The organism is Streptomyces odontotermitis, assembly GCF_050510915.1.
Lineage (GTDB): Bacteria > Actinomycetota > Actinomycetes > Streptomycetales > Streptomycetaceae > Streptomyces.
The window spans coordinates 31,486-57,858 of sequence record NZ_JBNJLS010000008.1 but is presented as its reverse complement, the minus strand read 5'-3'; the positions used below and the strand labels follow the sequence as shown (position 1 = coordinate 57,858).

Below are 26,373 nucleotides of genomic sequence, written 5' to 3'. Positions count from 1 at the left end.
GTGCTGGAGAAGCAGAAGAAGGAGTGCGTACGTCATGGAGCACGGTCTGTCGTTCCTGCCCGATGCCGAACCCCACGGCCTGTCCGCGCCGGAGTACTTCCGCACGGTCCTCGACCTCAGCCGGTACGCCGACCAGGCCGGGCTCAGCCACGTCAAGATCACCGAGCACTATCTGCGCGCCTACGGCGGCTACTGTCCGAGCCCGCTCGCCTTCCTCTCGGCGGTCGCCGCGGTCACCACCCGGGTGCGGCTCATGACGGGGTGCGTGCTCCCGGTCTTCCACCACCCGGTCCAGCTCGCCTCCGAGACCGCGATGGTGGACGCGCTCAGCGGCGGGCGGCTCGACGTCGGCTTCGCGCGCGCCTATCTCCCGTACGAGTTCGAGGCGTTCGGCGTCCCGATGGACGGCAGCCGGGAGCGCTTCACCGCCACCCTGGACGCGGTGCGCCGCCTGTGGACCGAGGAGAAGGTCTCCGTCGACACCCCCTTCTTCCGGTTCGCCGACGCCACCACGCTGCCCCGCCCCGTGCAGTCACCGCACCCGCCGACCTGGATCGCCGCCGTCCGCTCCCGCACCAGCTTCGCGTGGGCGGGCGAGCAGGGCCACGGGCTCCTGGTGACCCCGGCGCTGACCCCGCTGGAGGAGATGGCCGACCACATCGCGGTGTACCGCGAGAGCTTCGAGCAGGCGGGGCATGCGGGCCGTGCCCCCCGCGTCCTGGCCAGCCTGCCCCTGTACGTCGGCTCGGACGACCGCGAGGCGGGCGCCACGGCCGACCCGCTCCTCTCCCACTACCTGCGGGTGTGGGCGGAGTCGGCGGACGCGTGGACGTCGACGGTCTCCACCGACTACCGAGGCTATACGGGGATGAGCCGGGCCATCCGCGCGATGACCCCCGAGTCGTTCCGCACCCTCGGCGGCGCCGTCGTCGGCGACGCCCGCCGCGTCACCGACCGGATCCGCCACATCGCCGAGATCCTCGACGTCGACGGCTTCCTGTGGCAGGTGGACTTCGGCGCGGTCGGCGGTGCGGTGGCCCGGGCGAGCGTGGAGCGGTTCTGCGCGGATGTGCTGCCGGAGTTGCCGGGCCGGACGGGGTGAGGTCCGGGCCCGGCAGTTCCGGGCGGACGACGGGACTGTACGGGCACGACCTAAATCCACCCGTGCCGCGTGGCCGACTCCGCCGCCTCCTTGCGGTTGCGGGCGCCCGTCTTCGTGATGGCCCGGGACAGGTAGTTGCGCACCGTGCCGGGAGACAAGGAGACGGCGGCCGCTATCTCGGCCACCGTCGCAAGCTCCCGGGAGACGCGGAGGATCTCGCACTCGCGCGGAGTGAGCGGACATCGCTCGGCGAGCAGGGCGCGCACCGAGAGCTCGGGGTCGAGGACGCGCTCCCCGGCGAGGACCCGCCGGATCACCTCCCGCAGACCCGCCACCGAGACCGTCTTGCGGACGAACCCGCAGGTCCCGGCCGCGACCGCGGCCCGCAGTTGGGCCACGTCGCCCGCCGTGGTCAGGACGATGCACCGGGCGCGCGGGCAGTGCCTGCGGAGTGCGGCCACCGTCTCCAGGGCCCGTTCGGTGCGCTCCAGGTCGACCAGGACGACGTCGGGTGTGAGCCGCACGGCCTCCCGCACCACGTCGGACGGTGCCTCCACGGCGCCGACCGGACGCAGTCCCGGTTCGTCCTGCAGCAGCCGGGTGAAGGCTCTGCGGTCGAGTGTGTCGTCCTCCGTCACCAGGACGGTGATCTCGCGTTGCCGGGTCCGTAATACGTCACTGATCTCCACCGCTGCCTCCCCCGAAAGACATCCTTGTCAAGGCTGCCATGCGCCGTGTGAGGGCGCCCGTGCGAATCCGGCCAACACCGGACAGGGCACCTGTTTCGGATGTCGCGCTCAGCCGGACAGGCCCTCGTCGTCCGACGGCTCGGGGTGCGGGGTGCGGGGGGTGGTCGACGGGGGCCGCCGCCAGCGGACTTCGCCGTCCTGCCAGTCGTCCGTGGGCGTGAGCCCGGCGGCCCGGGCGACGGCGGCGGACGCGGCGTGGTCGGGGTGGATGTGCGCGACGACGAGGGGCACCCCTTGCCGGTCGAGCCAGTCGACGAGGGACCGCGCGGCCTGCGACGCGATGCCGCGCCCCTGCCAGTCCGTGCCCACGACCCACGCGATCTCCGCGACGGTGCCGGGGCCGAGGCCGAGGTGGGCGGCCGGACCGACCGTGGCCTGCACGGTGCCGACCAACTGGCCTGCCTCGTCGGGGAGGTGGATGACCCAGTTGCACCACGAGATGTCGGGGTCGGGGCACCCGGCGAGCATCCGCGTGTAGCGGGCGCGCAGCGCGGGGGCGGTATCCGGGGCGCCCCCGATGAAGGTGTGCAGGGCCGGGTCGGCGAGGACGACGGCCATGTCCTCGGCGTGCTCGGTGCGCAGCGGCTCGAGGTACAGCCGCCCGGTACGGATCGGGGCGGGCCGTATGCGGGCGGGGGAGCGGGATGCCATGCCCGGCATCGTAGGCCGGGCACGGGGGTGAACCGCGCGGGCCCCGTCGCACGGGGAACGGGGCCCGCGGGTCCATGGCCCGGCTGCCTCCCCCCACGAGAGGTGGCCGGGGCTCCCGGGTCGGCCGGAGCCGCGTGGGCGGCGCCGTTCGGCGTCGGCCCGCGTCGGCTCGTACCAGTCAGTCAGTGCCGCTCGGTCCGCATCGCCCGCTGCGTACCGCTCGGTGCGTACCGCTCACTGCGTGCCGCCCGGTGAGTACCGCTCACTGCGTGCCGCTCAGAAGGAGAGCGCCACCCCGTTCGCGAGCGCGTTCCGCATCTCGCACCCGTTGCCGAACGTGGTGGTCCAGGAGACGCGTCTGCCCTCCCAGACCCCGTCGACGGTCACCATCTGCGGCTTCCACTCCTTGGTGCAGGCGCCTGTCGGGGCGGCGTTCACGAGCTGGCCGAACTCGCCGCTCACGCCCCTGAGTTCGGCGCAGGCGGCGCTGGGCGCGGGGTGGCTCCCCGATGCCTTGGGCGTGCACGTCAGGGTCACGGCGCGGCTGACGGGGGCCGTGGCCTGGTCACCCTGGCTGAGGGTGAGGACGAGGGCCGAGGGCGCGTACAGGCTGGTGGGCTTCGCGGGCTCGGCCTGTGCCGTGCCCGCCGCCGTGGCCAGGGCACCGACCGCGAGGGTGGCGGCCGCGGTCAGCGTGGTGAGGACGCAACGCACGAGGAACTCCTCTTCAACTGCTCCGAAGGATGCGGGTGTTGCCCGCAGTGGTGTGCTCGCAGCGATGTGTTGTTCGCTGCGGACAGGAGTCTTGCCTGTGCGGAGAGTGAAGGCCAAACGGATGGTCGATTTCCGGATGCCTGTGTTCGGTAAACGGGTAACGACCGAACATTCGGCCAGCTCGCGACGGGTGCGGCGGGCCCGCGGGAGGTGTCCAGGATGTGGACGTGATCCATTGGTATAAGCGCGAACAACGCGCTGAGCTGGGGTGATGGTGAATTGGTTCAGCGCTTGAGGAGTGGGCTTCGACCGGAAAGTGTTGCCCGGGAGCCCCAAATCCCGTGGCTCATTGCGCTGTTCCGGCACCCACGCCTCAAAGTTAGGCTTACCTAACTTATGAATCGGGCGGTGGCGGGCGCGCACACCGCGGCGAACGGAAGAGGTGTGATCGTGGCGTACGAGGAAGCGGAGACGGCTGCGCAAAGCGCGGACACGGCGGCGGCCGGGAACGGCGGGGAGCGCGGCGGGAGCGGCGCGGGGTGGCAGCAGCTCGCCCCGATCCTGTTCGGGGGCCTGGCGGCCCAGACCGTGCGCGCCGCGGTCCAGTTGGGCATCGTCGAACGGTTCGGCGGCAAGGAGCGGACGGCCGCCGAGCTGGCCGCGGAGGCCGGCGCGCAGCCGCAGGGTATGACCCGGCTGCTGCGTGCCCTCGCGGGCCTCGGTCTGCTGCGTGAGCGGGAGCCCGGCACCTTCGCGGTCACCGAGGCCGGGGCCTATCTCGACCCCGGCCATCCCGAGTCGGTCACGGCCCTCGTGGGCATCTTCGCCGACCCCACGATGACGCGCGCCTGGGAGCACTTGGCGGACAGCGTGCGGACCGGCGAGACCGCCTTCGACACCGTCTACGGCACCGACTTCTTCAGCCACCTCAAGGAACACCCGGAGCTGTCCGCGCAGTTCAACACCGCGATGAGCCAGGCCACCCGGTCGACGGCCGACGTGCTGCCCCAGGCGTACGACTTCGGCCGCTTCACCACGGTCACCGACATCGGGGGCGGCGACGGCACGCTGCTCGCCGCCGTGCTCCAGCAGAACCCGGGGCTCACCGGCGTCGTGTACGACACCGAGGAAGGGCTCGCCCAGGCGCCGGAGACGCTGCGCCGCCACGGGCTCGCCGACCGCTGCACGCTCGTCGCCGGGGACTTCTTCGCTTCGGTCCCCGAGGGCGCCGACGCGTATCTGATCAAGAGTATCCTGCACGACTGGCCGGACGACCGCGCGGTGGCGATCCTCCGCCACTGCAGTGCGGCGCTGCCGCCCGACGGGCGGGTGCTGATCGTGGAGCCCGTCCTGCCGGAGGTCGTCGCACCCGACCGCCCGGGCTTCAGCTACCTCAGCGACCTCAACATGCTGGCGAACGTGAGCGGCCGGGAGCGCACCCGCGCCGACTTCGACGAGGTGTGCCGCCAGGCGGGCCTGACCATCGTGTCGGTGACGCCGATGCCGGGCCCCAGCACGTTCTGCCTGATCGAGGCCGCCCTGGCCTGACGTACCGTCAAGACGCGAGTGTTCCCTGCGGGTTCGCCGCGGCGCCCTCCGTGCTCAGCAGCACGACCGTCGCGGCGGGCCCCACGGCGAGGGCGGTACGGCGGTCCGCGCCGTCGTCGCCGGTGAGGGCGGCCCGCGCCCCCGCCAGCGTGGCCGCCCCGCAGGGCCCCGAGGAGACCCCGAGCCCGGCGAGCGTCCGGGCCGCCGCCGCGCTCGCCGCGTCGGTGATCGCGACCGCGGCGTCGAGCCCGGCGTGCAGGACGGGCCAGGCGAGTGCGGACGGCGTACCGCAGTTGAGGCCCGCCATCGTCGTCGCCCCGGTCGCCACGCTGACCCGCTCACCCTGGCGCAGGCTCGCAAGCACACAGGCGGCCGCCTCCGGCTCCACCGCGAGCAGCGCCGGAGCCGGCCCCTCGGCGCCCCGGCTCCGGTAGTGGGTGACGGCGGCCTGCGCCAGCGAACCCACACCCACCGGCACCGCGACCAGGTCGGGCAACGGCGCGCCCAGGGCGGCCAGTTGCTCGTCGACCTCCGCGAACAGCGTCGCGTACCCCGCCACGATCCACCGGGGAATCTCCTCGTAGCCCTCCCATGAACTGTCCTGCACCAGTACGGCGTCCGGCGCCCCGGCGGCCCGCGCCGCCACCTCCACCGCCGCGTCGTAGGAGCCCGCGACCGCCGTGACCGCGGCGCCCTCCGCCGCGATCGCCGCCACCGCGTCCGGGTGCACCCCGTCCGGCACGAACACCCGCGCCCGCTGCCCGAAGAGCCGCGCCATGCGGGCCACCGCCCGCCCGTGGTTCCCGTCCGTCGCGGTCACCAGACACACCGGCGGCGCACCCTCGCCACGCTCCGCCAGAACCCGGTGCACCGCCCACGAGGCGCCCAGCGCCTTGAAGGCGGGCAGCCCGAGCCGAGCCGACTCGTCCTTCACGAAGACCCGGCCGACCCCCAGTTCGGCGGCCAGCGACGGCAGTTCGGTCAGTGGGGTGGGGGAGTAGCCGGGCAGCGACGCGTGGAAGGCGCGCGCCTCGTCCGGTGCGGTCGCACCGGTCCAGGCACGGGCGGCGGGACGGGCGTACCAAGAGGCAGGAGTGGTCCGTGAGGTCGTCATGGGACAAGCGTGCGGGTCGGCCGTACGTTTGGTCCAGCTCATGTTTCCGACGGATACTCATCGAAGAACCTGATGAATCGACCTCACGGGAGCGGGCCCATGTTCGACCTCCACCGGCTGCGCCTCCTGCGCGAGCTCAAGCACCGCGGCACCCTGGCCGCCGTCGCCGCCGCCCTCTCGTACAGCCCGTCCTCCGTCTCGCAGCAGCTCTCGCAACTGGAGTCCGAGGCCGGCGTCCCGCTCCTGGAACCCGTGGGGCGGCGCGTGCGGCTCACCCCGCAGGCGGAGATCCTCGTCGCGCACACCGAAGCGGTCCTCGCCCGCCTCGAGCGGGCCGAGGCCGACATCGCGGAGTCTCTCAGCGAGGTGACCGGGACGCTGCGCGTCGCCGCCTTCCAGACCGCCGCCCTCGCCCTGCTGCCCACCGCGCTGACGCTGCTGCGCACGGCCCACCCCGCGCTGCGCGTCCATGTCGTCGAGGCCGAGCCGGAGCAGTCGCTGCCCGCCCTGCTCGCCCGCGACGTCGACGTGGTCGTGACCGAGGAGTACCCGGGCCTGCCCCAGCCCCGACCGGCCGGGACCGAGTGCGAAGAGCTCGCCGAGGACGCTCTGCACCTCGCCCGCCCCGATCGCCCCGACCGCCCCCGCGCCCGCCAACCCCTCGCGGCGCTCCAGGAGTTGGCGCACCACCCGTGGGTCATGGAGCCCGCGGGCAGTGCGGCCCGGCGCTGGGCCACCGCGCTGTGCCGCAGCGCCGGATTCGAACCCGACGTCCGCTTCGAGTCCAGCGATCTGCTGCTCCATCTGCGCCTCGTCGAGGGCGGCCACGCCGCGGCGTTCCTGCCCGACCTGGTGTGGAGCGGCACCACCGCCCGCACCGTCGGCCTGACCCCGCTGCCCCGGGGCCACCGCGCCCGCCGCCTGAGCACGGCCGTCCGCGAGGGGCACGGCACCCACCCCGCGATCAGGGCCTGCCGCGAGGCGCTGCGAGAGGCGGCGGGCGCCGGCACCGCCCAGGGTTAACCGGCCACGTCCCCGTACGACGTGCCCACCTTCAGCCCGTCGATCCAGTTGATGACCCGCTTGTCCTTGACCTCCGCTCCGTAGCTGCCCCACCGGGTGTCGTTGCCGCGGTCGTCCCAGGTGCGGCCGGAGAACGACGCCACCTTCGCGCCGTTGTAGTACGCCTCCACCCAGCCGCCCGAAGCCGAGCTCGACGTGTGGATGCCGAGCACGATCCTCTTGTACGTGCTGGTGGTGACCGGTGTGGACCACTTGAGGGTCCAGTTCTCGCCGGGGGAGATGTAGAAGAGCTTCAGCGAACCGCCCTCGACCTTCATCAGGACCGGGTAGTTCTGCTGTTGCTGGTCGCCGGTGCCGTACGACTTCCACTGGAAGATCGTCGCCGCGTCCGGGGTGTTGGTGGAGGTGTCCCAGCCCAGGTAGTAGGTGTGGTCGTTCTGGAACGTGTAGCGCGAGCCGCCCACGTTCAGACCGTGCGCCTCGCACCGTTGAAGGCCCAGCGGCTTGTTGAACTTGAAGACCGGGCCGCGCCCGTCGTGGTTGTCCTGCGCGGTCACCGAGCCCGGCGCGTCACACAGGATGCTGCTGAAGACGGCGGTCCCGCCGGACGCGTCGCCGTTCCAGATGACCGACGCCTGCGCGGGCGCGGCCACGACCAGGCCCCAGGCGGCGGCGCCCGCCGCCGTGGCGATCAGGGGTGTGCGTTTCATGTGGGCCTCCCGTGTCAGCCGAGCCGGACAGTGATCTTCTGGGTGCCGCCCGCAGCGGCGCTCAGATCGCCGAAGGTGAGTTTCAGGGACGATCCGGTCTGCGATGCCGTGACGGTGTCCGGCGCCGAGGTCACCGCCCGGACCGGTCGCCGCCACGTGAGCGTGAGCCCGTTGCGCGCACGCGTGGGGTCGCTGACGCAGAGCGTGGCCGTGCCGTCGGACCGCTCGGTGACCAGGACCGAGCAGGGCGCGTCCGCGGTGAGGGCTCCGACGGTGCCGCCCGCCCAGAAGTTGACCCCGGTGAGACCGATCGGCGGCACCCAAATGCCCTGCTGCCCGGCTGAGTTGGCGAGGATCCGCAGGCGTCCGCGCCCCGCCGCCGCACGGGCCGCCGTCCGCGCCGCGCTCGCGCCCGGCAGCAGCACATACGCGTAGCCGGCCTCCTTCGGGTCACTGCCGTGGTCGACGTACATCGTGAGGTAGGCGCGGGTCAGCTCGGTCGTCGTGCCGCCCTTGTTGATGTCGCGCCAGGCGCCGGTGCGCTGCTCGCGCAGCGCCCGCACGGTGGCGCCACCGGGGAAGACATAGCCGCCGTGGCCGTCGAGGTGCGCCCACCGGGCGTCGGGGAGCGTCGCGGACCAGGGGGCGTCGACGGGCTTGGCGGCGCCGTCGACGGTGAACGGCGCGGTGCCCGTGGACCCGAGGTTGCGGTTGTCGACGACCGACTCGACGGCCGCCCCGTCCGCGGAACTGATGCCCGCGCCGAGACAGACGATCTCGTCGTCGAGGCAGAACCACGACTTGCGCGCCGACAGCGTCGACTGCAGGCCCTTCAGGTGCTGGCCGAGCGCTGCCCGCTTCCCGTCCGTGCTGCCGCCGACCCACTCCACGTCCGGCAGGGCCACGCCCCAGTCGCCGCCCGCCCCGTCCGCGAGGACCTTGCGGGAGGTGGTGGTGCCGGGCAGCCGGTACGGGTCGACGGTGGGCCAGAAAGCATCGCTGTACTGCCCGTTGGCGAACGTGTCGCCCCACCAGTAGAGCATCCCGTTGCCGGTGTGCCATCCGCGCAGATTCTCGCCGTTGCCGGTCTCGTAGTACGTGATGCGCCGGTCCGCCATGCTGATCGCGGCCGCCCAGCCGGGGCGGCGGTGCGTGGCCCGCGCCATGCTCGGGAACAGCCGGTGCCCGGTCGGCTCCGGAACGGCGGCCACGGACGCGTCGTCCTCGACGGCCTTGAGACGGGCGAGACTCGTCAGCCCGAGCGAGAGGTCCTGCATCGGCGGGCTGTAGTGGTCGCGCCGCATCCAGCCCTTCACCAGGCCCCGCCAGCGCGCGTTCTCGGCGTCCGAGGCGCCCTGGCCGAGGAGGGCGATGGCGGCCAGGATCGGATGGCCGCGCCGGTGGTCGTCGGCCTGGATCTTCTTCACGTCGGCGACGGCGAGCCCCCGGCTGATGGCCCGCCCCGCGACGCCGTCCATGATGAGCCCGTTGAAGAGGAAGGGCGCCCACGCCTTCTCGACCGCGTCGAAGACGATCTGCTTCTTCGGGTCCTTCACCTCCCACTCGGAGCCGGCGAGCAGCGCGAAGAGCATGCCGAGCCCACCGAGCAGCACCGAGCCGTAGGAGCCGGTGTAGGGGACGGTGGTGTGCTGGATGAACGAGCCGTCGACGTACAGCCCGTCGCCGCTGCTCACATACGGGAAGACGGGCGACAGGGCGTCACGCGCCAGGGCGATCTTCGCAGCCTTGCCCCCGACGACGCCGCGCAGCGCCAGCACCCGGCACAGGTCCACGCGGTTCGCCCCGGTACTGGTACCGGTGTAGCTGCCGACCGCGGAGTCCGGCACGAAGTGGTCGACGGCCGCGCAGTAGGCGGCGATCTGCTCGGCGGACAGCGCGTCGTACATCAGCACACACAGGTCGAGCAGGGCCTGCGGGGCGCCGATCTGCCAGCTCCACCAGTTCCCGAACCGGGCCTGCTTCTCGTTGTAGATCTGCGTGTGGAGGTGATCGAGCCCGGCGAGGACATCGGCCTTGACCCCGGCGTCACCGGTGAGCCCCGTGCCGGGCTGCGCGTACGCCTGCGCCAGCGTGAGCAGCCGGGTGTAGCCGGTGACCATGTTGGCCGAGTAGCCGTACGACTCCTGGTCGGTGTCCGGTTCCGGGTCGTGGTACGGGGCATCGGGCCACAGCGAGCCCTCGGCCGGAGCCATGGACGCGCGCAACTCCTCTGCCAGCGAGCCGAGTTCGGCGAGGCGGCTCTTGAAGGGCTCGGCGGTGGGGCTGAATCCCTCGCCGAGTATGAGGGTGCGCCAGGTCGCCCGGAGGGCGGCATACGGGTCCTCGGCCTCCGGCGCCTCCTGTGCGACGGCCGGGGCCTCCCCGGAGAGCAGCAGCCCGGTGGCGGCGAGCGCGGCGGCGCTGCCGCCGGAGGTCAGGAGGAAGGCGCGGCGGGACCAGGGATGGCGTTTACGCATGAGGGAGATCCCTTTCTGCGGTGATCAGTGAGGGGGAGGGGGAGTGATCAGTGAGGGAGGGGTATCGCCTGGTGTGCGTCTGTAGCGTCCGGCCGGCCGGGACGGCAAGCGCTTTCTAGCATGGGGTCACTTCAACGCTCAATGGCCCCAACAGAATTGGTGTGATCCAGTGGCGGAGGCGGAGGCGGAGGCGGAGGCGGAGGTGACGGTTGCGGTTCTGGCGGTGATGGCGATGTCGATGGCGGCGGCTGTGGCGGTGGCCGCCCCCGGGCTGCGCCCCACTCGGCCTCGATGGCAGGCACGACCGTCGCCGCCGGGTACGGTCGGGGCCATGGACGATCAATCAGTGGTGGACGTCGGCGACGTGCGGCTCGCCTACCGGACGTGGGGCGACGACGACGGCGCGCCGGTCGTGCTGCTGCACGCGCTCGGCGAGTCCGCGGCCGACTGGGAGCGCGTCGGCGAGCTGCTCGGCGAGGAGTGGCGGGTCTTCGCGCTCGACCTGCGCGGACACGGGGAGAGCGACTGGCCGGGGGAGTACACCTTCGAGCTCATGCGCGACGACGTGCTCGGCTTCCTCGACGAACTGGGCCTGGACCGCGTGGGGTTGGTCGGCCACTCCATGGGCGGCGTCGTCGGGTACCTGCTCGCCGAGGAGCACCCCGACAGGGTGGAGCGCCTGGTCCTGGAGGAGGCGCCCCCGCCCTGGCCGCGCGCCCCGCGCCCGGCGGTCCGCCCCGAGGGCCCGCTCTCCTTCGACTGGCCGGTGGTCCCCGCGATCAAGGGCCAGCTCAGCGAGCCCGACCCCGAGTGGGCGGCCCGCCTCGGCGAGATCGTCGCCCCCACCCTGTACGTGGCGGGCGGCCCCGAGAGCACCATGCCCCAGGACCGCATCCCCGACCTGACGTCCGCGATCCCCGACTGCCGTGCGATCACGGTGCCGGTGGGGCACTTGGTGCACGCGCGGCGGCCGGAGGGGTTCGCGCAGGTGGTGAGCCGGTTCTTCAGCAGCTGAGCGGCGCGCCGGTCGGGGCGACGGCGGCCTTGGCGCTGCAGCAGTGTGGCGGGGGCGTCAGCCCGCCGCCCCGCGCGGCCGCGACTGATACAGCCGTGTGTGGTACCGGCCTTCGGCCTCGAGCCCGGCCGGGTCCTCGCCCGCGAGCAGCACCTGTTCGACGGCGCCGCGCTGCTCGGCCATGCTGGTGAACAGCCGCTGGGGATAGGTGCGTCGACGGTCGGTCCGGGTCGTCAGGCCGTGGCCGTCCAGGCAGGCGGCGACCTCCTCGTACGGGACGGTGCGCAGCACGAAGGCGCTGACCCAGAGCGGTTCGCGGGCGCAGCGCAGCAGGGCGTCGAACGTGCGGTGGGAGATGTAGCCGATGCCGCCGGTGACGGTGATGAGTCCGGTCTCGGCGACCGCGTCGCGCAACTCGTCGCTGGGCGGGTGGTGTTCCAGGTTCTCGGCGTACGCGGCGTCGAGCAGCCCCACGTCCAGGGCGTAGCGCAGCGCGTTCGGTGCGGTGTCGAGCCCGATGGCGGGGGTGGCGTCGGGCAGCCGCCGCGCGGCGTAGAACTCCCTGTCGCGGTCGACCAGTTGGGCCCGCGACAGGGCGAGCGCCGCGGGGCTGGTGTAGTGCGCGAAGAGCTCGGCGAGGGTCACCCGGTGGTTGAGGAGTGCCGCGTTGATCCCGTACGAGCAGCAGAGGTCGAGCACGGTGACGGGACCGGTGGCCCCCGGCAGCGCGCCGCGCTCGGCACGGTCGCGCCGGAAGACCCGCTGTCCGTGGTGCGGGATCTCGTACTGGAACGGGGCGAGCCTGCGGAAGTACGCGCGCGGGTCGGGCTGGTCGTAGATGTCGTCGAACCGGGTCTTGCCCGACGCGGGCGCGCGTCGGGGCCCTGTGGGGGCGTTGGCGATCTGGCTCTGCATCGTGCCGGTCCGGCCTGCGGTCATCGGGCGAGCCTCCTGGAGGGCAGGTCTGTGCGCTGGGGGAGCGCGCAGGGGTGGCGGATGGGTAGCTGCACGTCTACCCGAGGCCCCCCACCCCCGACAGCCCGCCCCACCCCGACCGGCCGGGATCCACACCCACGCACAAACCCTGGCTGAAGCGGCCCTTTCCAGGCGCAGGGGACATCAACGTCCTTACGGGCGGGGGAGGGTGAGCGGGGGCGGGGGTGGGGGAGATGGCTGGAACGGGGTGGGTTGGGGTGTGCCGGGGTGTGCCGGGGCGCGTCCCGGAGTCGGCGCGTCGGCCCACTGCGTAACCTGGGCCCGGTGTTCACCAGCCAGGGACCCACGCTCCGCGAGCTCACCGTGCAGGCGCTCTCCTCCATCGAGCACGGCTACGACCTGCTCGCCCCCAAGTTCGACCACACTCCGTTCCGCACGCCCGACCGGATGCTCGACGCGGTCGCGGAAACCCTGCGCCCGCTCGGCCCGTTCGGCTCCGGCCTGGACGTGTGCTGCGGCACGGGCGCGGGCACGCGGGTGCTGCGGCCGCTGTGCCGGGAGCGGGTCACCGGCGTCGACTTCAGCGCGGGCATGCTGGCCGCCGCGCGTGAGGCGGCGGTCGGCGAACCCGTACGCGGGGATTCGGAACGCGGTGAGTCGGCAGACGGTGAACCGGCAGACGAGGAACCGGGAGACGGCGAACCGGGAGACGGCGAACCGGCAGACGGTGCGTCGGCAGACAGTGAGCGGGGCCGCGGTGAGTCTCAGGGGCCGGTGACGCCCACCGCGTACGCCCCAGCCATGTCCTGGGTGCGCGCCGACGCCCGCGCCCTCCCCTTCGCCCCGGCCTTCGACCTGGCCGTCAGCTTCGGCGCGTTCGGCCACTACCTGCCCGCCGAACGGCCCGCCCTCTTCGCCGGAGTCCACCGCGCTCTGCGCCCCGGCGGCCTCTTCGCCTTCCCGGTCGGCGCACCCCCGCTGCGCCGCCACCCGCTCTACTGGACGCTCCTCGGCTTCGACGCGGCCATGCGCGTGCGCAATCTGCTGTGGCGCCCGACCTTCGTCATGTACTACCGGACGTTCCCGCTCGGCGGTGTGCGCGAGGACCTGGCGCGGGCGGGCTTCACGGTGGCCCTCCACCCCCTGGAGGAGTTCGGCCGCCGCCCCGACGGCAGCCCCAACTGGCGCCTCGTGGTGGCCCGCAAACCGGTTTAGTACCGCCCAAAGCTTCCCGCACGGCCCCACACCTGCCATTCTCCGACCCACGGAGCGCAGCAACTGCCGTACAGGGGGTGCGAGATGGGCGATCCGCAGGCTACGGAGCCCGGCGCCGCGGAACGGGACGTGGCGCCACGGGGAGCGATCGGGGACAAACCCGTCGGCCGGCCGGTCGAGGACAGCCCGGTCAGGTCCGGCCGCCGCCACGGCGAGGCGTGGTACTCGCCGGGCATCGTCGACGACGGCCCGGAGGACGAGGGAGCCGCGCAGTCAGGCGACCCGCAGGAGGGGGCGGGCGACCCGCGGAGTGGAGCCGATGAGCCGAAGGGCGGAGTCGATGGCCCGCAGGGCGGGGCCGACCATCCGCGGGACGGGGGCGACGCGTGATGGGCCTGACCATCTGCAACCGCTACTCCGCCCGCGTCTACGTCGCCATCGGCTTCTACGACGACACCTGCCTCGGCGACACCGGCCCGCACATCATGGGCTGGTGGGGCCTGGACCCGGGCCGGTGCGCGCTCGTCTACGCCAACCGCGTCAACAAGTACGGTCCCCAGTGGTTCTTCGTCGGCGAGGCCGTGAACGGCCCGGTCTGGGCGGGCCAGTACGTCACCCAGGTCCCGGACCAGGCGTTCAACCGGTGCTGGAAGCCGTCGGTCTCGGGCGGCAGCCCCCGTGGCTTCCGCGGCTTCGACGTCGGGGACCACGAGGACTTCACCCTCAACCTCACCGGGTAGCCCGTCCGCCGTCCACTGCTTACCTCTCGCCGCTCAGCGCTCCACGGGTCCGTAGAGCGCGGCGGGGGCGCCCGTGTGCCGTGCCCAGTAGCGGTCGCCGAACGACCAATGCCACCATTCCGTGGGGTAGTTGACGAGCCCCGCGGTCTCCAGGGCGGCCCCGAGGATCCCGCGGTGTCGCCGGGCGGCCGCACTCACGCCCGGCGCCCCCGTGTAGCAGGTGCCGGAGCTCTCCTCCGGACTGGCGTTCATGGGGGTGCCCAGGTCGAGTTCGCGCCCGTCGGCGTCGGCCAGCGTCAGATCGACCGCGGCCCCCGCGCTGTGCGGCGCGATGTCGGGCGGTGACACATAGCGACTCGCGGCGGCGTGCACCCGCGTGCCGTCCCAGTCGGGGTGCGCGGACCGCAACTCCGCCCCGTACTCCTCGAAGTAGCGTCGCTGGAGCGCGGGCGGCCGGTATCCCTCGACGAACAACAGGCGCAGCCCGTCCGGCAGTTGTGCCTGCGCCTTGAGGAGCCGCTCCAGCACCCCCGCCCGCAGGTGCGCGAAGTCCCCGGTGCCGTCCTCCTGCCGTACGTCGACCAGCAGTTGGCCCTCCTGCCGCACGTCGACGAGGCGTTCGCCGCACTCCTGCACCGGGACGGCCGCGACCCTGGGGTCGGACATCAGCATGATCTCGTTCATCCGGGCAACGTAGCCGAGTTCTCGGGCCCGGGGCGGCCCGGCGACGGGCGGGGTCGCCCGGGGGCAGGGGCTCGGCGGCTCACTCCTCGCCGCGCTGATGTCCCCGCCGGGCGTCCCGGTCGAAGATGCCCATGATCTCGCACGGGCCGCCCGCGGTGCCGATCGCGTGCGGAAGCATGGTGGGGAACTCCGCCGCCTGGTTGGTCTCGACCCGGAAGCGCCGGTTGCCGAGCAGCAGGATGGCCGTGCCGGACAGGACGACGAGCCATTCGCGGCCGGGGTGGGCGCGCAGCCGCGAGGGGTTGTCCGGGGGTGGCTCGGTGATGCGCTGGCGGACCACGCTCATGCCCGGGTCGGCCCTGATGGACCAGCGCATCTGTCCGTGGGCGCTGTCGATGGTCGGGCTGGAGATCACGTCGTCCGTGGCGTTCTCGACCAGCTGGTCCAAGGTGGTGTCCAGGGCGCGGGCGAGCGTGACCAGCTGGTCCAGGGCCAGGCGCCGCTGTCCGTTCTCGATGCGGCTCAGGGTCGACTGGCTGACGTTGGCGCGGGTCGCGAGCTCCTCGAGGGACCAGCCCTGGGCGACGCGGAGCGCGCGGATGCGTTTGCGGACCAGGCCGTCCAGGTCTCCGTCTTCTTGCGTCATGGGCAAGAGTGTATGTCCCCGCCGCAAGAAGTGCTTAGCGTGGGCTCCGTACCGATCCGGCACCGAGAACGCCGGAGTCACGAAAAAGGGGACGACGTCATGGCTGTCACCGCCGCTTCGCACGCGACCAGCGCTCCGCGCACGACCACCGCTCCGCAGACGACCGACGCGCTGCCGGACGAGACCGTGGACGCCGTGGTGATCGGTGGCGGGGCCGCCGGTCTGAACGGGGCCCTGATGCTGGTCCGCTCCCGCCGCTCGGTCGTCGTCATCGACAGCGGCACCCCGCGCAACGCGCCCGCGGAGGGCGTGCACGGCCTGCTCGGCCTGGACGGCACGCCGCCCGCCGAGCTCCTGGCCACGGGCTGCGAGGAGGTCCGCCGCTACGGCGGCCTGGTCGTGTCCGGACAGGTGACCGCCACGGCCCCGGCCGCCTCTGTCGACGGCGACCTGCGCTTCACCGTCGCGCTGGCCGACGGCCGGACCGTGCGGGCGCGGCGCCTCCTGGTGGCGACCGGACTGCGCGACGAGCTGCCCGGCATCCCCGGTCTCGCCGAGCACTGGGGGCACGGCGTGGTGCACTGCCCGTACTGCCACGGCTGGGAGGTGCGGGACGAACCCATCGGCGTCCTCGCGGTGAGCCCGGCCTCGGTCCACCACGCGCTGCTGTTCCGCCAACTCACCGACGACCTGGTCTACTTCACCCGCGACACCGAACTGGACCAGGACACCCGGGCACGCTTCGCCGCACGCGGCATCCGCGTCGTCGACACCCCGGTGACCGAGGTCGAAGCCGCCGCCGACGGCACCGTCGCGGGCGTGCGCCTGGCCGACGGGAACCGCGTCGCCCGCCGCGTCCTCGCGGTCGCCACGCGCATGCAGGCCCGCACCGAAGGGCTGGAGGAACTGAAGCTGCCGACGCAGGACCTGCCGGGCGGCATGGGCCACCACTTCGCCACCGGCATGGCGGGCAGCACCGAGATCCCCGGCGTGTGGGTCGCCGGGAACGCCACCGACCTGATGGCCCAGGTCGGTGCCTCCGCGGCGGCGGGCGCCCTGGCCGGCGCCCACATGAACGCCGACCTCGCCACGGCCGACACCGACGCCGCTCTCCGCGCAGCGCACCGCGCCGCCTGAGCCGCCCGGGCCCCGCCGCGCCCCCGGCGCCGCGGGGCCCGTCTCGTCCGTCTAGTCCGTCTCACCCGTCCCGCTTCCCCGTCCCGACGCCGTTCCAGCGCCGCCTTCCCGACCGGACCGGCGCCGATCCCCCCTGCCCTGCTGAGGGCTTGATGCCTTGGCGAGAGGAACCCATGAGCGTGAACCAGTCCCCCCAGGCGGCCACCGGCCCAGCCGGTGCCGCCGCCGCGAGCGGGTCGGACGCGCGGCAGCGCCGTACGATCCTGATCGCCGTGTGCGTGGCGCTGATGGCCGTCATCGCCTCGGTCTCGGGCCTGAACGTCGCCCAGCCCGACCTGGCCGTCGAGTTCGGCGCCACCCAGAGCACCATCCTGTGGATCATCAACATCTACACGCTGAGCCTGGCCGCGCTGCTGCTGCCGCTCGGCGCCGTCGGCGACCGCTTCGGCCGCAAGCCCATGCTCCTCGCCGGGCTGCTCCTCTTCGGTGTCGCCAGCGCCGTCGCGGGACTCGCCCCGTCGTCCGAAGTCATGATCGCCGCACGGCTGTTGAGCGGTGTCGGGGCGGCGATGATCATGCCGATCACCCTCGCCGTCATCACCTCCACGTTCCCCGAGGAGGAGCGCGGCCGGGCGATCGGCGTGTGGACCGGAGTCGCCGGTGGCGGCGGCATCCTGGGCATGTTCCTCTCTGCCGCCCTCGTCGACGTGGCGAACTGGCGCTGGCTGTTCGTGCTGCCCGTCGTCCTGGTCGTCGTCGCCCTCGTCATGGCGCTGCGCTCGGTCCCCAACTCCCGTGAGAACGCCCGGCACAGGTACGACACCGTGGGCGCCCTGACCTCCGTCGTCGCCGTGGTCGGGCTGATCTTCTTCCTCCAGGAGGGCCCCGAGCGCGGGTGGGCCGCGCCCGTCACGCTCGTCAGCCTCGCGGCCGGAGCCGTCGCCGGAGTCGGCTTCGTGGCCTGGGAGCTGCGCCGCCGGGGCGCCGCACTCCTGGACGTGCGCCTGTTCCGCGAGCGCGGTCTCGCCGGGGGTTCCATCACGCTGCTGGCCGTCTTCGGCGTCCAGGCGGGGATCTTCGTCGTCCTCTTCCCCTTCTTCCAGGCCGTCCTGGGCTGGTCGGGGCTGCTGTCCACCGTGGCCCTCATGCCCATGGCCGTCCTGATGATGCTGGCCTCAGGACTCGCCCCCAAGCTGGCCCGGCGCGTCGGCCCCCGGGCGACGATGGCCACGGGAATCGCCCTGGCCGGAGCCGGTCTCGCCCTGATGGCCGCCACCGTCTCCGTCGACGGCGGCTACCTCTCCGTCCTGCCCGGCATGCTCGCCATGGGCCTCGGCATGGGCCTGGCGATGACCCCCTCCACCGAGGCCATCACCAGTGCGCTGCCGCAGGAACGTCAGGGCGTGGCCTCGGCCCTGAACGACGTCACCCGGGAGTTCGGCACCGCGCTCGGCGTCGCGCTGCTCGGCGCACTCCTGTCCGCCGGATACCGCAGTGCCATCGACACCCGCCTCGACGGCGTCCCCCGGCACAGCGCCGACACCGCACGCGAGGGCGTCGCCAACGCCATCGAAGCCTCCCGCACGGCGGGCCCCCACGCACCGGACCTGGTCCACGCCGCCCAGCAGTCGTTCGTCGACGGCTGGCAGCAGGCGATGTGGGCGGGCGTGATCGTCATGGGCGCCCTCTTCCTGCACATCGTCACCCGCGGCCCCAAGCGCCCGGCCCGCGCGGCCGACCAGCCGGGGGCGGAGGTCTGCGACCAGGGCCTTTGAGATAGTGTCCCCCTCGCTTCGGACAAGTGAGGGGGACGTGGCGCAGGTGCAGACACGAAGGCGCGGCAAGGGCCGGTGGATCGCTTATGGAGGGATCGCGTTCGGCTCGCTGTTCCTCGTCATCGGGCTGATCCTGGCGGGAGTGTCGATCTCGTTCCTGCGCAGCGCGGAGCGTGCCCAGGGCACCGTGGTGGCGCTCGACTGGAGCGCAGGCCACAGCAGTTCCTCACGCAAGAGCCGGGGCAGCGACGAGCCCACGGCGTACCCGGTGGTGAAGTTCGAGTCGGCGGACGGCCGGCTGCGCACGTTCCGCAGCTCGACGGGCTCCAATCCGCCGTCGTACGAGAGGGGGGACCGGGTCGAGGTGCTGTACCGCGCCGATTCCCCCGATGACGCGCGCATCAACGGCTTCGCCTCGCTGTGGCTGCTGCCGCTGATCTTCGGCGGGATCGGTCTGGTGATCGCGGGGATCGCGACGGGCGTCGCGGTGGCGATGCGGCGGAGCTCCTAGGCACCCGCGGCAGTTGCTGGGCTTCCGAGCCGAGGGAAGAAAGATGCAGGTCGCATGGGTGGCCTGCACACAGACCACCCATGCGAACCCGGTTCAGGCGGTTGTCACTTCTTGGCGTCCTCGACCATCGGTTTGATGCGGAAGCGGCGCATCACGGGCCGCTCGACGAACGTGTACGACGCCCAGCCCGCGGCGATGGACAGCACGAGCACGAACGGCAGCAGGACGAAGTACGCCCCGGTGCCCAGCTGGGCGAAGTGACCGCCCATGAGGTGGCGCACCGCCACCTGCAGGACGATCAGGTGCCAGAGGAACACCCCGCACGAATGGCGTCCGAGCCAGAGCGGCAGCGGCTTGGACAGGAGCTGTTCGGGACCGCGGCCCCGGGCCAGGATCAGGGGCGCCGCGAGCCCGACCGCGATCACCAGATGGCAGACGTACTTGATGGTGACCTCGCTCTGGGTGAGCGTGATGGAGGCGATGCTTCCGGCGTGGTCGGTGTTGGCCACGGCGAAGGCGAGCAGGGCGAGCGCCCAGCAGGCCCACGGGTAACGGCCCACCAGCCGCGCGAAGCCGGACGCCCGGCCGGTCGCGGCCTGCCCGGCGAGGATGGCCAGGGCCATGCCCGCCGCGAGGAAGCCCAGGTAGCCGCGCAGCCACCACAGGTGGGGCGGGGCGATCGGGCTCGACGGGGTGGTCACGAACAGCCAGGTGAAGTCGGCCACCACGATGCCGCCGAGCAGGACGAGGGCGGCGCGCACCCCGTGCCGCAGCTTCAGGATCCGATGCAGGACGAACGCCACGACGGGCAGGGCCAGATAGAAGTGGACCTCGGTGGCCAGGCTCCAGGTCTGCGCCCAGTTGCTGAGCTCGCCGGGGTCGGAGCGCAGGTCCGCCCAGTGCTGCACGTGCTGCACGGTGAGCAGCCGCACCGTGCGCCAGGTGTCGCTCATGCCGTCGCGGTCGAAGACGAAGAGCGCGGTCAGGATGAACAGCCAGTAGGCGGGGAATATGCGCAGCACGCGATGCCAGTAGTAGTGCGTCGCCTTGGGGCGGCTGCGGCCGCCAAGGGCCGCGTCGGCCCAGGGCCGGTAGAGCAGATAGCCGCTGACGATCAGAAAGATCGGTATGGCCGCGAGGAAGCCGGTCATGACCGGCGCGAACGGGCCTTCCTTTCCAGTGCTGTCGACCAGGCTGCCCGTCCACTGGGCCGTGTGCGCGAACACGACCATGAACGTCGCGAGCGCGCGCAGGCCGTCGATGGCCGGCTCGAAATTCCGTTGGGAGCGGACCAGAACCGCTGCGCCGCTCTGTGGTCTTGCCGTCGTGTCGGCCATGGGCCTTTCGGCGACGACGGGCTTGGCGATCGAACTCGTCATGACGATGAACCCCCGTTCATCAGTTGGGGAAACGAAAAGGGCATGACTCGGTGACGGCTGGGCCGTCATTGGGTTCGGGAAGTGCACGAAACAGCAGGGGCATGACGGTGGCACAGTTCCGGGATTGCGGCGAGAGCAGCACATCGACGGAGTCGCCGAATTGTCGATTCCGAATCTGGAATTCCGAATAACTCGGCGGTGCCACGCGTCAGTTCAACTGTTCGTTCCGAGCAGTGGAACGCGGGGAGACCGAACGATTCGTGGAATCGGTCCGCCACCTGCCAAGAAACATACCAACATCCAGCCTTTCGAGGCTGATTGGCCAGTGCGCGCGGATTTCTCTTATTGCCAACCGTGTGCAATAGGGCGCTTTGCGAGATCCACGTCCGGGCGCCTCGTCGTGATCCCTCAAGAATGGTTCGCAATTGGACGAGAATCCGTGTTCATTGCAGCTTTCTCGTCCGGCTGACGGAGCGTCATGACTTGTATGTGACACGCAGAATGGGAATGCCGTCTCGATGACCAGGTCGGCGAGGTCCAGGTCGTCCGGCAGCGGGCCCTCGTCCTCGGTGCCGGCGTTGCTGTAGCCCCCATGCCGCCGACGGCGACGAGAATGTGCACGGCCCGCGCGGAGTACGCCGCCGGTGGCCTTGAACTCCCCTGCGCCGCTCTCGAATTCGCCCGCGCCGATCAGCGCGGTCAGCGCATCGCGGGTCACCGTCTCCTGGGCCCCGACGGCCTGCCGCAGCGGCGCCTTGAACCGGCTGAGACGGCGGGCGTTCAGCCACAGCCGGCTGAGGTCGGTGCGGGTGCCGCCGGTGAGCCGCACCAGGAAGAGCGCCAGCCGGTCGACCGGTGCCAGCCCTTGTTCGTCCTCGGGCAGCACCGCGTCCCGCTCCGCCGTCGCGGCGTGCGCGAACGCCTCGGAGCCACCGTCCTGCCCGGCCTCGTCGGCACCCACGTACACCCCGTAGGGGGATCGATCGAGATCGGACGGGGTCTCGCCACCGTCACTCTGCTGACCGGCCACGCCGTAGCTGTATTGCCCTGCCGGTCACGTCCCGCCGCCCGTCAGCGATCAGTGGTCCTCTTCGAAGAGGGCGGCGAGACGGACGGGCCGGGCGGCCGGCAGGCCGGTCGCCGCCTCGGCGATGGCTTCGGCGTCCGTCACGTCATCCGCCTGCCGCCGGGCGTGCTCGACCAGGTTCCAGAACTCACCTTTGTCCATGGGCGAGAGCCCGCCGGGCGGATATGACAGCCGGTCGTCGGCGGGTACGGAAGACGGTCGCCCCGCAGACCCCATGGGGTGGGGAATCCGCTGGTGGCACCCCCCTTGCTACCGTTCCCGACCATGGAGACGGCTCTGCACGTGAACGGCCAGGACCGGCCTCCGGCGCTCCGCGTGGAAGCCGCCGAGGGCCGCCGCCTCGTGCTGCGGCAGGGCGGGACGCCGGTGCTGTTCGCCGTGCAGCGAGCAAGCCACCGCGGCGTGCACTACGCCCGCACGGACGCCTACACCTCGCCCGTGCCGTCCCCGCGCGCCACGACCGCCCGCGCGCTGCGCGAGGCGAGCCCCACACAGGAGGACTGGTACGAACGCTGGGCCCACCACACGGCGCAGGCGCTCCGTGACGCCGCGAACGGCCCCCTCCACGCGGGCAGTTGGCAGCTGACGTCCGGCATGCCCCCGTGGTCGGTGGACACGCACTGGGACGACTTCCTCTCGTACGACCCGCCCCGAGGCCACCTGACGTGGTTCGGCTACGGCGACCCGGACGAGGAGGCCCGCGATGTCCTCCCACTGCGCACACTGTCGCCGACCGGCTCGGCGCGCGTGCGGGCGTATCGCAGACAGCTCCACGAAGGCGTCCTGCCACCGGCGGTGCTGTGGTGGATCAGCGGCCTCAACACCCTGGTCGTGCTGGACGGCCACGACCGCATCACGGCAGCATTGGCGGAAGGGGCGCGCCCCGACGTCCTCGTCCTGAGCCGGGCGAGCCCCGAGGGCTGGGCGGAGTGGGCGGCGGGCCCGCGTGTGACAGCGTACGAACACCGCATGCGCGTCCTCGAGCAACAGCGCGCCGCGGGCGACCCGTTGGCGGCCCACCGCATGTCCGTGGAGAGCCGACGTCTGGCCACGGACCTGCGCGACCTGACCGCGTCCCCGGAGCTGACCCTGGCCTGGCCCCTCGACGGCGGCCCGCGGGTATGGCAGCAGCTGGCGTCGTCCCATGTGCCGAACTGGCAGCCGGACGACCGGGATTGAGTGTCCGCAGCCCGCAGCCCGCAGCCCGCAGCCCGCAGCCCGCAGCCGACGCCGTGCGGGCTGTGCGGGCCGTGCGCGGTCGTGGCCGGTCGCGCCGGACCGACGCGGTACCGGGCCTTCCCGACTGGCGCCGCCCTGCAGACAGGTCACCCTGCCTGCAGGGCGTGCCGGCCTCACACGACGGCGCCCGTGTCCCGCTGCCTCTTGCGCTCCAGCGGACTGACCCCGGCGGGCCGCACCTCGCCGCGGATCCGCCGCGGCGGCGCGGGCCACCGCTCTTCCAGGCTCGCCGCCAGTGGCACCGCCACGCTCACCGTCGAGGCCATGCCGACCAGGACGCCCGCGATCAGGGCGACGGAGAAGTCCGCGAGCGAGTCGCCGCCCAGCACCGCCAGGGCGGCCAGGACGAACAGCGCGCCCATGCCCGTGTTCACGGTCCGCGGCAGGGTCTGGATCACGGCCTTGTTGGCGGTGGCGACCAAGGGGGAGCGCGGGTCGCGGCGGCGGCTCTCCCGCACCCGGTCGAAGACCACCACGGTGTCGTTGACCGAGTACCCGATCACCGTGAGCAGGGCGGCCAGGAACACGCTGTCGACGGGCCTGCCGAGCCAGGCGAACAGGCCCACCACCAGCACGACGTCGTGGACCATCGCGGTGACGGCGCCAGTGGCGAACGTCCAGCGGAACCGCACGCTGAGATAGATCAGTTGAGCGGCGACGGCCACCCCGAGGGCGATGAGGGCCTTGTGCCGCATCTCGTCACCGAGGCTCGGGCCGATCGACTCGTCGCGCTCCACCGTCACCTCGCCGCCGGGTTTCGCGAGGGCCGCCTTGATGGTCTGCTGCTCGTCGTCGCTGAGCCGCTCCGTCCGTACGGAGATGTCGCCGTCCCCCGATTCCTGGACGACGGCACGCGGGAACCCGGCGTCCGCTACCGCCTCGCGTGCGGTGTCGACCTGGACGGGCCTGCTGGTGCTGTACTCGACCAGGCGCCCACCCGTGAACTCCACCCCGAAGTCCAGGCCGCGCAGCGCGATTCCGGCGACGGCCACGACGATCAGGAGCGCGGACGCGCCGAACCAGCGCCGCCGGTGGTGCACCAGGCGCGGGTTGCGCCGTGCGAGCCAGCTGCGCACCCGGCCGGTGGAGGTGAGGCCGGTCAGGGCGGGCCGCTTGCGCACGAAGTGCCGCCGGACCGCGAAGTCCGCGAGGACGCGGGTGATGACCAGCGCCGACACCATCGAGGCGAGCACACCGACGGACAGCGTGACGCCGAAGCCCTTGACCGGGCCGATGGCGAAGAAGAACAGCAGCCCGGCCGACAGCAGCGTGGTCACGTTGGAGTCGATGACGGCGCTCCACGCGTTGGCGAACCCGGTGCGCACCGGCCTGTCCAGGCGGGTGGAGCGGGAGCCCAGATACTCCTCGCGGGCCCGCTCGAAGACGAGGACGTTCGCGTCGACGGCCATGCCGACGGCGAGCACGAATCCGGCGAGCCCGGGCAGCGTGAAGGTGGCGCCGAGGGCGACGAGCGCCGCGTAGGAGATGAGTCCGTACAGCGCGAGGGCGAGCGCGGCCAGGGCACCGAGCAGTCGGTAGACCACGATGATGAACAGGGTCGTCAGGGCGAGTCCGATGACCGCGGCCTGGGCGCTCGCGTTGATGGCTGCGGAGCCCAGCGTGGGGCCCACGGTGTGCTGTTCGACGACGTGGACGGGGACCGGCAGCGCACCGCCCTTGACGAGGGCGGCCAGGTTCTTGGCCTCCTCCTGGTCGAAGCCTCCGGTGATCTGGGTGCTGCCGCCGGTGATGCCGGTGCCGCAGTCCACGCCCGGGTCGACGTCGGGGGCGGAGATGACGCGGCCGTCGAGGACGATCGCGACGCGCCGCTCGGGCGCGCCCTGTGCGGCGCAGGCCGCCTGCCCCGTGACGTGGGCCCATGCCTTGGAGGCGGAGGAGCGGAAGTCGAGGTCGACGGTCCAGCCGGCGAGGTTCTGCTGTTCGAGCACGGCGCGGGCGTCGCGTACGCCGTCGCCGGTCAGCACGGTCGGCCCGAGCGTGAGGTAGGCGCCCGGGCGATTCGGGTCGGGAAGGACACGGGACGCAGCCGCCCCGTCCGCCTTCTTGTCCGCCTTCTTGTCCGTCTTCTCGTCGGGCTTCTTGGCGGGCTTCTTGTCCGTGACGCCGGTGACCGGGTGCACGGTCAGCTGCGCGGTGCGGCCGATCACCTTGGCCGCTTCGCGCGGGTCCTGTACGCCGGGCAGCTCGACGATGATGCGCTTGTCGCCGGAGCGGGTCAGGCTCGGCTCGGCGACACCGAGGGCATCGACGCGGTGGCGCAGCACTTCCAGGGCGCGCTGCGTGGAGTCGGCATCAGCCTTGATCAGTTTTCCTGTGGTCTTCGAGTCCTTGGTCTCCAGAACGATCTGGGTGCCGCCGCGGAGGTCCAGTCCGAGGCGGGCGGGTTGGGTGAAGGCGAAGTAGAGCGAGACGGCGATCACGCCGAGGGCGATGATCGCCCGCCACAAGGGCGCGCGAGACATGTTTCTCCCGATGGGCAGGCAGACGGGATCGACGTCTGCCGCACCCCCGCACAGGCACATCGGGCGCGAACGGTCAGACGTCGACCGGGACTTGGGTGCTCCATCGAGAGACCGGCGGACCGCGCGGCCTCGGCACCGTGACGTCCGCGCGCGCCGCCTGCCCCGCCGTGCGCACGGGGACGGACGGTCCGCCGAGCGCACGGTGCGGCGCCGTACCGCTGGCGCCCAGGGCGAGGTACGGGGAAGGCGGTGCGCTGTCGGGGCGGGGACCGGCCGCCTGGAACGCGAGGCGCGCCACGGCGGGGGCGAGATGCGCGGCGCTCTCGCCGCGCGTGAGGTGCGGGGCCGCGACCGTCTGACGGCCGGACCCGGGCTCCGCCTGTGCCGTCGGCGAGGACGGCAGGAGGAAGGCGAGGGCGGCGAGCAGAGCGGCGAACACCGCCGCGGCCGGGCGCCGTGCCGCCTGCGCGTGTCGACGCACGTCGCCCCACCCCCCTTGAGCGCTATCGGTCCCTTTCACCAACGCTGCCGCCCCCGGCGTTGGTTCCCGTCATCCGCCAGGACGCCCCACCTGTGTGCGCATGCACATCGGTCCCGCTCGGGATCTCCGGAACCGGAACGGGAGCCGGAATCGGAAGGCGACGGCTGCGCGGCCCCGAGTGCTACGAATCCAACGGCTTCCACTCGAGCGTGAGCAGCGGCTCCTCGAAGACGGGCGCCGGGGCGTCGGGGTCCGCGGCGACGGCTTCCTCCAGTCGGCGAAAGCCGCTCTCCAGCGCGTCGGGGCCGAGTTGGGCGAAGAACGACAGCGTGCGCAGGCGCAGCCGTTCGAGCATCGCGCCGCGGGTGCCCGTGGAGGGTTCGGTGACGGTGCCGAAGCCGACGACGCGCCAGCCTGCCGAGGTGAACTGGGCGATGACTTCGTGCAGCGGCTGAAAGATCGAGGCGTCCGCCTCGTAGCCGCCGGGGAAGTGCTCCAGCCACCACGGCCGCGGATGGTGGTCGCTGAAGTTCGTGCGCAGGAGCAGTCGCCCGCCCGGCCTGAGCACCCGCGCCAACTCCCGTACCGCGCCCGGCTTGTCCCGGACGTGATGCCACGACCAGCCCAGGAGCGCGTAGTCGGCGCTGTCGGACGGCACCGGTATCTCCTCGGCGGCGCCCGGGAGATACCGCACGCCGGGATGCCGGTTCTGTGCCTGCGCCACCTCGCGCATGCGCACCGACGGCTCGACGCCCACGACCGGCCCGAACGCCTCCGCGAGCGCCGGGGTGAACCTGCCGGTCCCCGAGCCGACGTCCAGGCCCGCCAGCGGGCGCCGCTCGGGCAGCGCGGCTTCGAAAGCGTCGATCCACACCCGCAGTTGCGGCTCGCTGAGCGCACGGCCGCGCGCATAGTCCTGGTGCTGCTCGGTGTCGTAGTCGACCGCCCTCATGGCGT

Annotated in this window: 26 protein-coding genes; 11 read left to right on the top strand and 15 right to left on the bottom strand. The window is 72.5% G+C overall.

The features are described 5' to 3' along the window. The first annotated feature begins 34 nt into the window (after positions 1-34). Entirely contained in the window at positions 35-1,102 is a 1,068-nt protein-coding gene (locus tag ACQB60_RS23300; RefSeq protein ID WP_496928024.1) for an LLM class flavin-dependent oxidoreductase, read from the top strand. Between the two features lie 50 nt (positions 1,103-1,152). On the opposite strand, the gene ACQB60_RS23295 is transcribed toward ACQB60_RS23300, so the two are convergent. From ACQB60_RS23295 to ACQB60_RS23285, 3 genes are all read right to left on the bottom strand, one after another. Continuing rightward, positions 1,153-1,791, bottom strand: a complete 639-nt coding sequence (locus tag ACQB60_RS23295; protein ID WP_496928023.1) for a response regulator transcription factor — start codon at positions 1,789-1,791, stop codon at positions 1,153-1,155. 108 nt (positions 1,792-1,899) lie between these two features. After that, complete coding sequence (locus ACQB60_RS23290; RefSeq protein WP_496928022.1) at positions 1,900-2,502, bottom strand: GNAT family N-acetyltransferase; 603 nt, start codon at positions 2,500-2,502, stop codon at positions 1,900-1,902. 276 nt (positions 2,503-2,778) lie between these two features. Next, positions 2,779-3,216 carry a subtilase-type protease inhibitor gene (locus ACQB60_RS23285; protein ID WP_496928021.1) on the bottom strand — a complete coding sequence of 146 codons (438 nt, stop codon included), beginning with the start codon at positions 3,214-3,216 and terminating at the stop codon, positions 2,779-2,781. A 450-nt stretch (positions 3,217-3,666) separates the two neighbouring features. Here ACQB60_RS23285 and ACQB60_RS23280 point away from each other — a divergent pair, with 450 nt between their 5' ends. After that, positions 3,667-4,764, top strand: coding sequence for a methyltransferase (locus ACQB60_RS23280; protein WP_496928020.1), 1,098 nt, complete (start codon positions 3,667-3,669; stop codon positions 4,762-4,764). A gap of 7 nt (positions 4,765-4,771) precedes the next feature. Here ACQB60_RS23280 and ACQB60_RS23275 read toward each other — a convergent pair whose 3' ends face one another. Further along, a complete protein-coding gene (locus tag ACQB60_RS23275; RefSeq protein WP_496928019.1) occupies positions 4,772-5,878 on the bottom strand; it encodes a diaminopropionate ammonia-lyase in 1,107 nt (368 codons plus the stop codon). A gap of 99 nt (positions 5,879-5,977) precedes the next feature. On the opposite strand from ACQB60_RS23275, the gene ACQB60_RS23270 reads away from it, so the two are divergent. After that, positions 5,978-6,901: a LysR family transcriptional regulator gene (locus tag ACQB60_RS23270; protein WP_496928018.1), complete on the top strand. Its 924-nt coding sequence runs from the start codon at positions 5,978-5,980 to the stop codon at positions 6,899-6,901. Here the strand turns inward: ACQB60_RS23270 and ACQB60_RS23265 are convergent. Both ACQB60_RS23265 and ACQB60_RS23260 read right to left on the bottom strand, forming a co-directional pair. Further along, the gene (locus tag ACQB60_RS23265; protein WP_496928017.1) at positions 6,898-7,611 is read right to left on the bottom strand and encodes a polysaccharide lyase family protein; all 714 of its coding nucleotides are present in this window, start codon (positions 7,609-7,611) and stop codon (positions 6,898-6,900) included. The genes ACQB60_RS23270 and ACQB60_RS23265 overlap by 4 nt on opposite strands. A gap of 14 nt (positions 7,612-7,625) precedes the next feature. Beyond that, the gene (locus ACQB60_RS23260) at positions 7,626-10,088 is read right to left on the bottom strand and encodes a polysaccharide lyase 8 family protein (protein WP_496928016.1); all 2,463 of its coding nucleotides are present in this window, start codon (positions 10,086-10,088) and stop codon (positions 7,626-7,628) included. A gap of 331 nt (positions 10,089-10,419) precedes the next feature. On the opposite strand from ACQB60_RS23260, the gene ACQB60_RS23255 reads away from it, so the two are divergent. Next, on the top strand, positions 10,420-11,103 hold the full coding sequence (locus tag ACQB60_RS23255; protein WP_496928015.1) for an alpha/beta fold hydrolase: 684 nt from the start codon (positions 10,420-10,422) through the stop codon (positions 11,101-11,103). Between the two features lie 57 nt (positions 11,104-11,160). On the opposite strand, the gene ACQB60_RS23250 is transcribed toward ACQB60_RS23255, so the two are convergent. Continuing rightward, positions 11,161-12,042, bottom strand: coding sequence for a hypothetical protein (locus ACQB60_RS23250; protein WP_496928014.1), 882 nt, complete (start codon positions 12,040-12,042; stop codon positions 11,161-11,163). Positions 12,043-12,363: 321 nt separating this feature from the next. On the opposite strand from ACQB60_RS23250, the gene ACQB60_RS23245 reads away from it, so the two are divergent. The 3 genes from ACQB60_RS23245 (at position 12,364) to ACQB60_RS23235 (ending at position 13,994) form a co-directional block, all read left to right on the top strand. Continuing rightward, a complete protein-coding gene (locus ACQB60_RS23245; RefSeq protein ID WP_496928013.1) occupies positions 12,364-13,254 on the top strand; it encodes a class I SAM-dependent methyltransferase in 891 nt (296 codons plus the stop codon). Positions 13,255-13,338: 84 nt separating this feature from the next. Continuing rightward, positions 13,339-13,644 carry a hypothetical protein gene (locus ACQB60_RS23240; protein WP_496928012.1) on the top strand — a complete coding sequence of 102 codons (306 nt, stop codon included), beginning with the start codon at positions 13,339-13,341 and terminating at the stop codon, positions 13,642-13,644. Next, the gene (locus ACQB60_RS23235; protein WP_496928253.1) at positions 13,644-13,994 is read left to right on the top strand and encodes a DUF1036 domain-containing protein; all 351 of its coding nucleotides are present in this window, start codon (positions 13,644-13,646) and stop codon (positions 13,992-13,994) included. The genes ACQB60_RS23240 and ACQB60_RS23235 overlap by 1 nt, the downstream gene beginning before the upstream one ends. Before the next feature lie 33 nt (positions 13,995-14,027). Here the strand turns inward: ACQB60_RS23235 and ACQB60_RS23230 are convergent, their stop codons facing one another. Both ACQB60_RS23230 and ACQB60_RS23225 read right to left on the bottom strand, forming a co-directional pair. Further along, positions 14,028-14,678, bottom strand: a complete 651-nt coding sequence (locus ACQB60_RS23230; RefSeq protein WP_496928011.1) for a M15 family metallopeptidase — start codon at positions 14,676-14,678, stop codon at positions 14,028-14,030. A gap of 79 nt (positions 14,679-14,757) precedes the next feature. Continuing rightward, positions 14,758-15,324, bottom strand: a complete 567-nt coding sequence (locus tag ACQB60_RS23225) for a helix-turn-helix domain-containing protein (protein WP_496928010.1) — start codon at positions 15,322-15,324, stop codon at positions 14,758-14,760. Positions 15,325-15,423: 99 nt separating this feature from the next. Here ACQB60_RS23225 and ACQB60_RS23220 point away from each other — a divergent pair, with 99 nt between their 5' ends. From ACQB60_RS23220 to ACQB60_RS23210, 3 genes are all read left to right on the top strand, one after another. Continuing rightward, the gene (locus tag ACQB60_RS23220) at positions 15,424-16,461 is read left to right on the top strand and encodes an NAD(P)/FAD-dependent oxidoreductase (protein ID WP_496928009.1); all 1,038 of its coding nucleotides are present in this window, start codon (positions 15,424-15,426) and stop codon (positions 16,459-16,461) included. Between the two features lie 173 nt (positions 16,462-16,634). Next, positions 16,635-18,236, top strand: a complete 1,602-nt coding sequence (locus tag ACQB60_RS23215) for an MFS transporter (RefSeq protein ID WP_496928008.1) — start codon at positions 16,635-16,637, stop codon at positions 18,234-18,236. Between the two features lie 46 nt (positions 18,237-18,282). Beyond that, a complete protein-coding gene (locus tag ACQB60_RS23210) occupies positions 18,283-18,747 on the top strand; it encodes a DUF3592 domain-containing protein (protein ID WP_496928007.1) in 465 nt (154 codons plus the stop codon). Positions 18,748-18,851: 104 nt separating this feature from the next. Here ACQB60_RS23210 and ACQB60_RS23205 read toward each other — a convergent pair whose 3' ends face one another. The 3 genes from ACQB60_RS23205 to ACQB60_RS23195 all read right to left on the bottom strand — a co-directional run bounded on the left by ACQB60_RS23205 (position 18,852) and on the right by ACQB60_RS23195 (position 21,354). Beyond that, positions 18,852-20,126: an acyltransferase family protein gene (locus tag ACQB60_RS23205; protein ID WP_496928006.1), complete on the bottom strand. Its 1,275-nt coding sequence runs from the start codon at positions 20,124-20,126 to the stop codon at positions 18,852-18,854. A gap of 208 nt (positions 20,127-20,334) precedes the next feature. Further along, a complete protein-coding gene (locus ACQB60_RS23200; RefSeq protein ID WP_496928005.1) occupies positions 20,335-21,156 on the bottom strand; it encodes a hypothetical protein in 822 nt (273 codons plus the stop codon). A gap of 48 nt (positions 21,157-21,204) precedes the next feature. Then, positions 21,205-21,354 (bottom strand): hypothetical protein, encoded by a 150-nt coding sequence (locus ACQB60_RS23195; RefSeq protein ID WP_496928004.1) that lies wholly within the window; start codon positions 21,352-21,354, stop codon positions 21,205-21,207. A gap of 123 nt (positions 21,355-21,477) precedes the next feature. On the opposite strand from ACQB60_RS23195, the gene ACQB60_RS23190 reads away from it, so the two are divergent. Beyond that, positions 21,478-22,392, top strand: a complete 915-nt coding sequence (locus ACQB60_RS23190) for a hypothetical protein (RefSeq protein ID WP_496928003.1) — start codon at positions 21,478-21,480, stop codon at positions 22,390-22,392. Positions 22,393-22,565: 173 nt separating this feature from the next. Here the strand turns inward: ACQB60_RS23190 and secD are convergent, their stop codons facing one another. The 3 genes from secD to ACQB60_RS23175 all read right to left on the bottom strand — a co-directional run bounded on the left by secD (position 22,566) and on the right by ACQB60_RS23175 (position 26,368). Further along, positions 22,566-24,935: a protein translocase subunit SecD gene (gene secD / locus ACQB60_RS23185; RefSeq protein ID WP_496928002.1), complete on the bottom strand. Its 2,370-nt coding sequence runs from the start codon at positions 24,933-24,935 to the stop codon at positions 22,566-22,568. A gap of 73 nt (positions 24,936-25,008) precedes the next feature. Then, on the bottom strand, positions 25,009-25,416 hold the full coding sequence (locus tag ACQB60_RS23180) for a hypothetical protein (RefSeq protein WP_496928001.1): 408 nt from the start codon (positions 25,414-25,416) through the stop codon (positions 25,009-25,011). A gap of 181 nt (positions 25,417-25,597) precedes the next feature. Then, on the bottom strand, positions 25,598-26,368 hold the full coding sequence (locus ACQB60_RS23175) for a class I SAM-dependent methyltransferase (protein WP_496928000.1): 771 nt from the start codon (positions 26,366-26,368) through the stop codon (positions 25,598-25,600). Positions 26,369-26,373: the final 5 nt, after the last annotated feature.

Excerpts from the sequence above, each read along its gene's own strand:
- ACQB60_RS23300 (WP_496928024.1), top strand. The coding sequence starts at position 35 with ATGGAGCACGGTCTGTCGTTCCTGCCCGATGCCGAACCCCACGGCCTG.
- ACQB60_RS23290 (WP_496928022.1), bottom strand. The coding sequence starts at position 2,502 with ATGGCATCCCGCTCCCCCGCCCGCATACGGCCCGCCCCGATCCGTACC.
- ACQB60_RS23275 (WP_496928019.1), bottom strand. The coding sequence starts at position 5,878 with ATGACGACCTCACGGACCACTCCTGCCTCTTGGTACGCCCGTCCCGCC.
- ACQB60_RS23270 (WP_496928018.1), top strand. The coding sequence starts at position 5,978 with ATGTTCGACCTCCACCGGCTGCGCCTCCTGCGCGAGCTCAAGCACCGC.
- ACQB60_RS23265 (WP_496928017.1), bottom strand. The coding sequence starts at position 7,611 with ATGAAACGCACACCCCTGATCGCCACGGCGGCGGGCGCCGCCGCCTGG.
- ACQB60_RS23260 (WP_496928016.1), bottom strand. The coding sequence starts at position 10,088 with ATGCGTAAACGCCATCCCTGGTCCCGCCGCGCCTTCCTCCTGACCTCC.
- ACQB60_RS23255 (WP_496928015.1), top strand. The coding sequence starts at position 10,420 with ATGGACGATCAATCAGTGGTGGACGTCGGCGACGTGCGGCTCGCCTAC.
- ACQB60_RS23250 (WP_496928014.1), bottom strand. The coding sequence starts at position 12,042 with ATGACCGCAGGCCGGACCGGCACGATGCAGAGCCAGATCGCCAACGCC.
- ACQB60_RS23240 (WP_496928012.1), top strand. The coding sequence starts at position 13,339 with ATGGGCGATCCGCAGGCTACGGAGCCCGGCGCCGCGGAACGGGACGTG.
- ACQB60_RS23235 (WP_496928253.1), top strand. The coding sequence starts at position 13,644 with ATGGGCCTGACCATCTGCAACCGCTACTCCGCCCGCGTCTACGTCGCC.
- ACQB60_RS23230 (WP_496928011.1), bottom strand. The coding sequence starts at position 14,678 with ATGAACGAGATCATGCTGATGTCCGACCCCAGGGTCGCGGCCGTCCCG.
- ACQB60_RS23225 (WP_496928010.1), bottom strand. The coding sequence starts at position 15,324 with ATGACGCAAGAAGACGGAGACCTGGACGGCCTGGTCCGCAAACGCATC.
- ACQB60_RS23220 (WP_496928009.1), top strand. The coding sequence starts at position 15,424 with ATGGCTGTCACCGCCGCTTCGCACGCGACCAGCGCTCCGCGCACGACC.
- ACQB60_RS23215 (WP_496928008.1), top strand. The coding sequence starts at position 16,635 with ATGAGCGTGAACCAGTCCCCCCAGGCGGCCACCGGCCCAGCCGGTGCC.
- ACQB60_RS23205 (WP_496928006.1), bottom strand. The coding sequence starts at position 20,126 with ATGACGAGTTCGATCGCCAAGCCCGTCGTCGCCGAAAGGCCCATGGCC.
- ACQB60_RS23195 (WP_496928004.1), bottom strand. The coding sequence starts at position 21,354 with ATGGACAAAGGTGAGTTCTGGAACCTGGTCGAGCACGCCCGGCGGCAG.
- ACQB60_RS23190 (WP_496928003.1), top strand. The coding sequence starts at position 21,478 with ATGGAGACGGCTCTGCACGTGAACGGCCAGGACCGGCCTCCGGCGCTC.
- secD (WP_496928002.1), bottom strand. The coding sequence starts at position 24,935 with ATGTCTCGCGCGCCCTTGTGGCGGGCGATCATCGCCCTCGGCGTGATC.
- ACQB60_RS23175 (WP_496928000.1), bottom strand. The coding sequence starts at position 26,368 with ATGAGGGCGGTCGACTACGACACCGAGCAGCACCAGGACTATGCGCGC.